This is a genomic window from Micromonospora globbae, from assembly GCF_003610785.1.
Classification (GTDB): domain Bacteria; phylum Actinomycetota; class Actinomycetes; order Mycobacteriales; family Micromonosporaceae; genus Micromonospora; species Micromonospora globbae.
Map to the genome: position 1 here is coordinate 1 of NZ_RAQQ01000055.1, position 9059 is coordinate 9059.

General features: G+C 70.3%; 8 protein-coding genes. All 8 read right to left on the reverse strand.

What is annotated here, in order from left to right; all coding sequences use genetic code 11:
- On the reverse strand, window positions 1-870 hold an 870-nt coding region (locus D7I43_RS31610), incomplete at its 3' end, for an NlpC/P60 family protein (protein ID WP_240033314.1).
- Entirely contained in the window at window positions 867-1358 is a 492-nt protein-coding gene (locus D7I43_RS31615; RefSeq protein ID WP_192902318.1) for a hypothetical protein, read from the reverse strand. The genes D7I43_RS31615 and D7I43_RS31610, both read right to left, overlap by 4 nt.
- A 50-nt stretch (window positions 1359-1408) precedes the next feature.
- On the reverse strand, window positions 1409-2254 hold the full coding sequence (locus D7I43_RS31625) for a hypothetical protein (protein WP_240033315.1): 846 nt from the start codon (window positions 2252-2254) through the stop codon (window positions 1409-1411).
- A gap of 84 nt (window positions 2255-2338) precedes the next feature.
- The gene (locus D7I43_RS31630; protein ID WP_120332225.1) at window positions 2339-2974 is read right to left on the reverse strand and encodes a GGDEF domain-containing protein; all 636 of its coding nucleotides are present in this window, start codon (window positions 2972-2974) and stop codon (window positions 2339-2341) included.
- A 97-nt stretch (window positions 2975-3071) separates the two neighbouring features.
- A complete protein-coding gene (locus D7I43_RS31635; RefSeq protein WP_240033316.1) occupies window positions 3072-3881 on the reverse strand; it encodes a MarR family transcriptional regulator in 810 nt (269 codons plus the stop codon).
- 598 nt (window positions 3882-4479) lie between these two features.
- On the reverse strand, window positions 4480-5130 hold the full coding sequence (locus D7I43_RS31645) for a hypothetical protein (protein ID WP_240033317.1): 651 nt from the start codon (window positions 5128-5130) through the stop codon (window positions 4480-4482).
- Between the two features lie 834 nt (window positions 5131-5964).
- Entirely contained in the window at window positions 5965-7653 is a 1689-nt protein-coding gene (locus D7I43_RS31650) for a DUF6119 family protein (RefSeq protein WP_120332228.1), read from the reverse strand.
- A 279-nt stretch (window positions 7654-7932) separates the two neighbouring features.
- Window positions 7933-8886: a replication-relaxation family protein gene (locus D7I43_RS31655; protein WP_120332229.1), complete on the reverse strand. Its 954-nt coding sequence runs from the start codon at window positions 8884-8886 to the stop codon at window positions 7933-7935.
- Window positions 8887-9059 lie beyond the last annotated feature (173 nt).

Consider the following 9059-nt stretch of genomic DNA (forward strand, 5'->3'; position numbering starts at 1 on the left):
GGTGCGGGGAATGGCGATGCCGGCGGCCCGGTATGCCTGCTGCAGCAGAGACGAGCAGTCGCACTGGCGGGCGGGAATTCCGGAGTGGGGTGCGGTGCAGTCCCCGCCGAAGGTGTAGGGGGTGCCGAGCTGGGCCAGGGCCCAGCCGATCGCGGTCACGACCGGCAGCGGTGTGCCGGGTGGCAGGGTGAACCCGGCGGGCAGGGGGACCTGCTCGCCGCCGGGTTGGCCGTCGCCTGCGTCGAACAGGCACAGCGGGTTGCTCATCGCCTGTTCCAGATCGCCATCGGCGGGTCCGGCGGGGGTGCCGCCGGTGAGGACGCGGACCAGGGCGATCGCGTCGTCTTCCCATTTGGCGTAGGCGCCGGGGTAGGCGGAGCGTTGCACCGCTTGGGCGGCGTCGGTCACCGCCATGGCCTGCCACCCGTCAACGGCCAGGAGCGCGTGGTAGAACGTGCCGGCTGTGTAGCGGGGATCCCGTAGTTGCGCGGGGGTGCCCCAGCCTTGGGAGGGGCGTTGCTGGAACAGGCCGATCGAGTCGCGGTCTCCGCCGGGCAGGTTCCGCAGGCCGGATTCCTGCATGGCGGTGGCCAGGGCGATCACCCAGCCTCGCGGCGGGATCGTCAGGTCCGCGCCGACGGCGACGATCACGGCGGCGTTGGCCGTCTGCTCGCTGTCCCACTCATCAACGCGGGCGGGTGGGGAGATGGTGAGGGTGGGCAGCAGCGGCTGCCCGTCCGGGCCGACCGCGCGGTAGCAGGCGGCCGAGGCGGTGCCCCCGCCGGTGAACAGGGCACCGGCGGCGCCGGCGCACAGCACCAGCACGGCGATCACCCCGGCGGCGATCCCAGCGAGAGCACGGGCGCTCACCGCAACGCTCCGGCCGCTGGCCGTCGCCGGCGGGGCCGCGCGGACCGGCCGGTGTGGGTGGAGGGCAGGCAGCCGACGAGTGGGCAGGTGGCGACGTGGGCGCCGTCGCCGGCGTGGACCGCGACGGTGCCGTTGGCTTCGATGAGGTAGATCCATTCGGCGTCGAGGTGCCCGGCGTGGCACAGCGGGAACACCGTGACCGGCTCCGGCGGGTCCACCTCGGAGGCGAGAGGCATGCCGACGCCCGGCACCGGACGCCGGCCGGCGAACGCGCAACGGGTGGTGGCGGTGATGTCCGGGTCGAGGTACTCCCAGTCGTGGGCGAGGATCGCGGCGGCCAGCGCCTGCGTGTCGTGGCGGGTGTGGCCGGCCCAGATCGCGGCCAGGGCCGGCAGCACGACGGCCGGATAACCGTCGAGCACGAACCGGGCGTGCACCAGGTGCGGGTTCTCGGGGCGGCTGACGCCGATGTAGCAGTGGGTGCGCACAGGACTTAACTCCTTCAGCGAGAGGCGGCGATCGGCGGCGGGCATGGAGGTCACGACTGGTCGGGTTCGGGTGTGGGCGGCCAGGTGGCGGGCTTGGCGCGCCACCCGAAGACCGGGTCGGTGGTCTCGACCGACCCGCAGCGGGTGCACCGGGTGTAGGTGTCGTCGCCGTAGCCGGCCATCGACGGGACCTCGTCCTGGACGATTTCGTCGACGGCGCCGCAGATCCGGCAGCGGACAGAGGCGCCGTCTGGGCCCCACACGCCGAAGATCGGCTCCTCCGGCTCAGCGCGGAGGCGGGACCACGGCGGTCGTTGCGCACCCGCGGCGGCCCTGGTCTGGATGTGGTGGGCGGTGGCGGCGAGCAGCGCGACCAGACCGGGGTACGTGGCGGGAAGGTCGTGCGGGTCGGGGGTGTCGTCGACGAGCACGAGCGGGTGGTCCTCGCCGCGCAGGTGGGTGAGCTGGTAGACGCGCCCGTCGACGTCGACGGCGTCGACATGACGTGCCCGCCGTGGCTGACCGCCGCGGGTGTGGACGTCGGCGTAGCAGGCGGCCCAGGCCACCAGCCGCGCATCCGGTGCGCTCACGCGGATCCGGTCGATGATCGTCTCGAGGGTCGCCTGGTACGGGCCGGTATCGGCGGGCTGGGTCAACGCGGCGGCGAGGCGGTGCAGCAGCGCGGGCAGACCAGCCGGGTCGGCGAGCCGGTCATCGGGGCGCAGCGGGAACTCGAGGCTGCGCATCGCGTGCCGCCGGTTCGGCCTGGCGGGGGTCGGGAGCCAGTCGTGGACGAGCAGCAGCGTCGGCCGCTGGCCCCATCCCATCTGGTCGGCGTCGGCGTCCGCCGCGATGACGCATTCGGTCAGGGCGCGGACAGTGTCGGAAGACAGCACCAGGTTCTCCCTTACAAAGGGGTGGACAGGCGAAAGGCCCCGCAGCCGGGTGGCTGCGGGGCCCGGGACATGCGGAGTGCGGGGTCAGCCGCCGTGACGGCTGCGGCTACGCAGGGCCGGTGTGCGGTGGGGCAGGTACTCGCGTACGCCGCCGTCGACGCGTTTCGCCTCATACATGGCGCGGTCGGCCTGGGTGAGCAGTTGCCGGGTGCTGGCGTTCGGGTGGTGGCTGTGGGCGAAGCCGACCGAGGCGGTCACCTGCAGGTCGGCGTTGACCACGCGGATCGAGTCGGCGGCGACCGCCTGCCAAGCGGCCTCCGCCGCGGCGGCGACGTCGTCGCGGTCACCGGTGACCAGCAGGGCGAACTCGTCACCGGAGAGCCGGGCCGCGACCCGCACCGGGGCGGGAAGGCCGGCCAGGCGCCGCCCGACCTGATCGAGCAGGTCGTTGCCGACCTCGTGGCCGAGGGTGTCGTTGACCGTCTTGAACCGGTTGAGGTCCAGCAGCACCACCCCCACCGGCGCGTTGCCCTCCAAGGCGGCGCGCAGGCGGGCAAGGAACAGCCGCCGGTTGGGCAGGCCGGTGATCTCGTCGTGGGTGGCCTCATACCGGGCCACGTGGAGGGCTTGCTGCTGCCGCCACAGCAGGGCGGCGGCGAGGGCGAGACCGGCGAGGATCCCGCCGACGGCGATAGCGATCGTGTGCAGGATGGACAACACTGGGAACGCTCCTTGTCTTGGAAGGAGCACCGGGGGCGGGCGTGGAGCGGCCAAACTTCGACGCCCGCCCTCGGGCTGCCTGACAGGTAGCCGGCGGCTATCGGCTGCCGGCGGTGGGGGCGAGCTGGAAGGTGGCCGGCTTCTCCACGGTCTGCACGGCCTTCCCCGCGGCGACGAGCTTGACCAACGCGTTGACGACCGCGCCTGCGCTGGCCTTCCTCGCGCCGCTGCCGGCGTTCGCCGCGTCGATGAGCCTGCACATCTCACTGGTCTTGTAGGCCCGATCGGGATGGGCTTCGAGGATGTCCAGCACCGCCCCGCGCAGGGAACCCTTCGCCCGACGACCGCCCGTCGAGGTGGCTGGATCATTCGACGGGGCGGCGGTGTCCGAGCCGGTGCCGTCGGTCGTGGTGGCCGACTGCTGGCTGTCCCCGTCGGTCGCGGCCACGGGAGCACCCTCACCATCGGGCGGCGCGGGTGCGTCCGGCGGCGCGATTGTGTCGCTGGCGGGGGTCGAGGGTTCCTCGTGGGCGGGATTCGCGGACTCCGGCGTCGGCTCCTCGCCTGCGGCGTCGGTGGTCTCGGCAGGGCCGTCGGCGGCGGCAGGCCGCGCAGGGTCGTTCGGCAGCACGTCGGGAGGGCTGCCGTGCACTGGTGACGCGGCCTGATCCGCGCCGACGGTGGCGCGGCCCGCGTCAGTCAGCCGCCACACCGCGCGCTTGCTCTCGGTGTGGATACGTTCGGCCTGCCCGGTCTGCTCCCAGGCACGCAACTTCGCCGTGGCCGTGGAATAGCCGAGCCCCGCCTTCTGAGCCACCGCGGCGGCGGTAGCCTCGCCAAGTTCCGCGAGCGCGGCGAGGACCTTGAACATCGCGTGAGCCGGAACCGGCTCCGGTGCGTCGGTCATGGGCATCGTCCTTTCGTGTGAGGTCAGCACTGATCCACGCTTCGAACGCGGCGCTGATCAAGTGCGATGACCGGACCTCGGGACGCACCCGAAATCCGGTAATGGCGGGTCACCGGGCGCCGCTGGGCTGGCGGCTATCCGGTAGCGGCGGGTGGCCGCAGGGGCGGGCCGGCGGCGGTAGCGGTGATCTCACCGGAAGCGGCCTCGCCTCCGCCGCAGCCGGGCGCGAACGGGACATCGAGTTGCCAGCGAGTAGTGACGTGGGGCCGGAAGAGGAACAGGGCGGCCTTATCGCCGGCCAGCGGCGGACAGGTGCCCCATGCCCGGGGCACCCGGCGTACGTGGCCGGGGGCGGCGCCCGCTCGCCGTTGGCGGGGTGGGCGTGTACGGGCAATGACAGGGCCGAATCGAGGCGGACACGCTCGCAGGCGTCGCGTGGGCGGTCCGCCGAGGATGCGGCATGCGGGCCAGGCCGGGTGATAGCCGAGAAGGGGTCTTCGACGGCGGCCAACACCGACGGTGAAGGCGCGGGGGTCGACCATCACGCAGCGCGCGCCGTCGGCGGCCGGACCGCGACAGGACGGGCTGGCGACCGGGGCTAGAGGGAGACGGCGAGCAGCCGCTGCTGCGGGCCGACGGTGTCGAGGTGGGCCAAGGCCTGCTCAAGGTAGGTAATGCGGTCGGCGAGAGCGTCGCTGGCCGGGGCAAGGTGGCGCCCGTCGGCGGTGAGCATCGCGTCGCCGACGACCGCGATGCCGGCACGATAGTGCTGGTAGGCGACCTGCCCGGCCTGGTACATCTCCAGTTCCCCAATGCTGGGTTGGCCCGGACCGGGGGTGGTAGCGACGTGCAGGCGCATGGCCTGCACCCGAGGCTGGGCGTGGAACTCCTCGCTGGCTCGCTGGTAGGGATAGCGGTCGGGGTCGGTGAGGTGACGGGAATGGAACACCGGCCACGGGGTGGCCGGCCGGGTGCCATGGACGACCCGCTGCCAGATCTGGTAGCGGATGCCCGCGCCCACGGCAGCGGCGTGCCGCAACCCGGACAGGTCGAGCAGCCGCAACGGTCCGCCCGCGCACGGCGTCGGATGGCCCTCGCGGGCACCGATGAGCAGGCGCCGCTGCCACAGCCGCAGTCGCGGAACGGCCCAGTACAGAGCGGTGACGGTGCCGGTGACCCCGAAGTGGGTGACGAGCTGGTGACTGGTCAAGGCCTGGGCCGGCAGGCAGTCGGGCACGCAGATCACCATCGTCTCGATCGTGGGGGCCGGCGTGACCGCCGGTCGGGAAGCGGTGGCCTGGACGCGAACTGACGAGGCGGCAGGCGCCGAGGCCTTCGCTCCGGCAGGCCGTGCCGGGACGGCGGGCACGCGGCTGCCGTGACGGGTCAGCGGGGTGCCGTTGACATCGGACATAGGCGTAGTCCTCCTTCGGGTGGGGGTTGCGTGAGGAGCGCGGGACTGGCCGGCTCACCGATTTCGTGGGCCGGGGCCCGTGCGGCGGAAGGACAGGGGAAGGTTGCGCAGACGCACCGAGGACAGACCCGCCCAAGGGTCAGGTCGTCAAATGCGGGCGCATGGTGCCCTGGTGCGGGTGGCTGGTGCGACCTGGCAGGGGCCGCCGCGCGGAGCGCGTGCCGACCGGCGTAGGCGGGTGAGCATCGCGCACCGGGCTGGTGCGGCGGGCATCCCTGAGGTGGGACCGAACCGAGGTGGAGCGATATGAGGGGGCGGTAGTGCCGTGAACGGTAGCCCTGGCCGCTCACAGCGGCCGCGGCCCGCCAAAGCGGCCGGCAGGCCGTTGACCTGCTGTGTGACAGTTCAACCACCGTTGCGGGGTGGTTCTGGTGTGAGTGGCTGTGAGTCGTTGTGAGTGCCGTGCCCGCCCACAGATGCTCGCCGGGCCGTGCGGCTACGACGGATGAAATGGGCCCCAGCCGAAACAGCCATTAACAGGCCGGGCCCATGGGCCGGTCTCGCCCGAAGTCAAAGTAGCGATGCGTGAGGGCCAAGACTGCTGATGCTGCTGTTGTAGTACGCGGATCTGTCGATGACAGTGCATCCGATCTTGCGGATGGCAGGGTCTCAGCTCGCGGGGTCCGTCATTTGAATCCGGCACAGCGCCGCCTGCGCCCCTGTCACCTTCAGCCGATGTGCGAAGTCCCTCAGGTTCACCTTGCTAAAGCTGGGAAGCTCGAGCGGGACGGCCTTGTTCTTGCGCACACCGATGCCGTACACGACAACCTGTGGCGCGGCCTCGGCAACCTCCTTCAAACTCGGGTCCCGCTTCTCGATCTCGCGGAGGAACTGTTCTCGATATTTGTCGTCTCTCCGAAGCGAGAGTGCCGACACCAACCCCTGGGCGAATAGGTGGCTGAGTGTTTGGCTTTTCTCGAAGCGTTTGACGTGCAAAAGGTAGCCGTTCTCGTGGAAGACGTCGCAGGCCTCGATCTCGTCGCCGTCCTCCGACCTGAGGTCGACCGTATCCAAGACCACGGACCGTCCAGGTGTTGATGTGCTGAGGAGGTTGTTGTAGTCCCCCTCTCCCTGGCTCGCAACCCAGGGCGGTGGCTTCAATGAATCGGTAAGATCCTCAATACGGCGCAGGTCTTCGTCGAGTTTCCTGGTGTATGACTCCAGGAGCGAAAACCATCTCCCGAGCGTGAGGATGTAGCGCTTGTCGGCGTCGCCGGCCTCGTAGATCAGCCAGTGCCGCAGCGGGAGGTACGGGCTACGCGGTTCGCCCTCGGCGTCGAATGCCATGAGCTTGATGCCGTCGAGGGAGCGAGCCGTAAGGCGCCCCTTCAGTTCCGAGATTGCCTGCCGGACACCCTCGACGGTCGTCGCGGTTAGCTCCACGCTGCGCTCACCGCGGTAGACGAAGATCTTGTCGATTTCGTCCGTGGTCAACGCGTCCGGGTACGAGAACTCGAGAAGATGTTCTTGGAGGTTGGACAGTACGTCGTCGCCGGCAGCGTAGCCCGGAAGGCTGGCGAAAAGTGACTCGGCCAAGCGGCGGTCGAGCTCGGCCGTGCGCTCACTCTTGGCGCGCAGAGGCTCCAAGGAATCCACGAACTTTAAGCCCTCCGCCGCGGTCTTCTGCTCGACCTCCGCCAGCATCGCGGCGAGAGTCTCCTGCACCTTTGACAGGTCAGTTCGCGCCCGGAAGGATATGGCGTCCGTGGCAGCCACGGCGTCCACATCGTTGAACTGCGCGCCGTCCCCCTCCTCGAGGGTTCCGGCCAGTCGCCGGACGAACTCACCCTCCAGCGTCACATCGAGGTCCTTGATATCGCCTCCCATGGGTATCTGGATCGCCTGAGTTCGGTTGGACGCACCGACGCGGCGGCTCCTGAACTCACGCAGAGTCTTGGGGCTCATCCGGCGCGCGGCGAAGCGGAGCCCGAAGTTTGCCTCTACCGCGCTCCACTCCAAGGTCGAACTGCCGTAGCCGAAGCACACTGCGAAGTGCCGCCCTGCTACTGGCAGGATGATCACAAAGCGGTTCGATAGATTCTCGACCCGCTGCAAGTCCGGAAACAGCGGTGCCAACGCCTTCGCCCACGGTGGCACCTTCTGCTTAGGCTCGCTGAAGTAGCCGATGGTGCCATCCGGAGCGGCTGAGGTTGGTGCCACCGCGCTCATCGGCGTGCGGCCCGTCGGCCGGTACGGTGCGCGCAGCGCTTGCTCGGGCGTCTCGAGATCCGGGCGGAGCAGGTAGCAGTTGAAGCGGAGCTTCGGGGGAGGGTCTGCGGGTACCGCCTCGGTGGTCATGCCTTGGTGCTATCACGAACTCGCGTGCAGCGGCATCGATGATGTTGCTTTCTGTCACTATCCCGACGCAGGTCCTGCCGTAACGGGTTAGTGGAATGCGCAGCTCTCGGGAAGGGGGCTATCGCGGAGGCGGATTTTGCCATGCCGACAGCAGTCCTCTAACGCCCGCCTGCAGACGGCCTGTCAGGCGGTGGATGGTGTCGCAGCAAGGTAAATGTGCGGTTGCGGAAGGGTCGGTGACCTGCGGTGTGAGTGGCTGTGGGCGAGCTGGCGAGGCCGTCAGGTGTCGTCGGGGTCGGTGTAGCGGTGGGGGTTGGTGGCGGCGTCGGGGCCGTGGTCGCTGGGCAGTTCGTGCAGCCAGCGGCGTGGGCCGGGGTCGGAGGTGAGTGTCCAGGTGGGGCCGGCGGGGTGTTCGTGGTGCAGGCCGGTGGCTACGGGCATCGCGGTGGGCACGCCGGCGAGGGCGTCGATTAGGTGCGCTTCGCGCCGGTGGTTGGGCACGCGTAGCAGGACGGGGTAGCGGGGGCCGTACTCGGTGAGGCGTTCGTAGGCGCGCAGCTTCCGCAGAACGCTGCGCAGGTTTTCGGTGCCGTTGTCGTGTTCGAGGAAGAACCCGACGGTGCGGCCGGCGGCGTGCCAGATGCCGTGGCCGTCGGGGTGGATGCCGGCCACGGCGTAGGCGGTGGTGGCGTGCTGTTCGGACCACCAGCGCAGCAGCCGGGCGCTGGGGTCGGTGCGGGTGTAGGCGTGCAGGTCGATGAAGAGCTGGTTGGTGCCGAGCAGGTGCCGCAGCCGGCCGCTGCCGATGATGCGGTGGGCGCGTTCGACGCTGGTGCGGGTGGGCCGCGCGTCCGGGCGTGCGGGGTCGCTGTAGGGGTGGGGGTGCACGACGAGGCCGAGCGGGCCGAGGGTGTAGAGGTGCTGGCCGGTGCCGGCTCTGACGTCGACGAAGCGGTGCACGGCTCCGATTCGGTGCAGTGTGGCCAGGCGTAGCAGGGCGGAGCGCTCCGATGGGAACAGCGCGGTGGCGATCTGGGCGGTGGACAGCAGGTAGTGCTCGGCGAGCCAGTCGAGGATCTGGTGGTCGCGCGGGGTCAGCTGCCGCAGGTAGCGCAGCAGGTCGGTCTTGCTGGGCGGGCGGGTCGAGGGCCGGCGGGGTTCGGACGGTGGGCGTTCGGGGGTCGGTGAGTCGTCGGCCGGGTCCGGGTGGGGAGCCGGAGTGGCGCGGGGCATGAGGTTCTCCTCAGGCGAGTAGAGATGGAAGGGACTCCCTCCTGAGGGAGACCTCCGATGGTGTTTGAGGTCAAGATCAGGAGGGAGTGAATGCGGGGAAGGCTCGGTTCTGGTCGTAGGTTTGGCGGGTGGTGAGGCAGTGGTGCAGGCAGCCGATGAGGCGGTTGAACAGG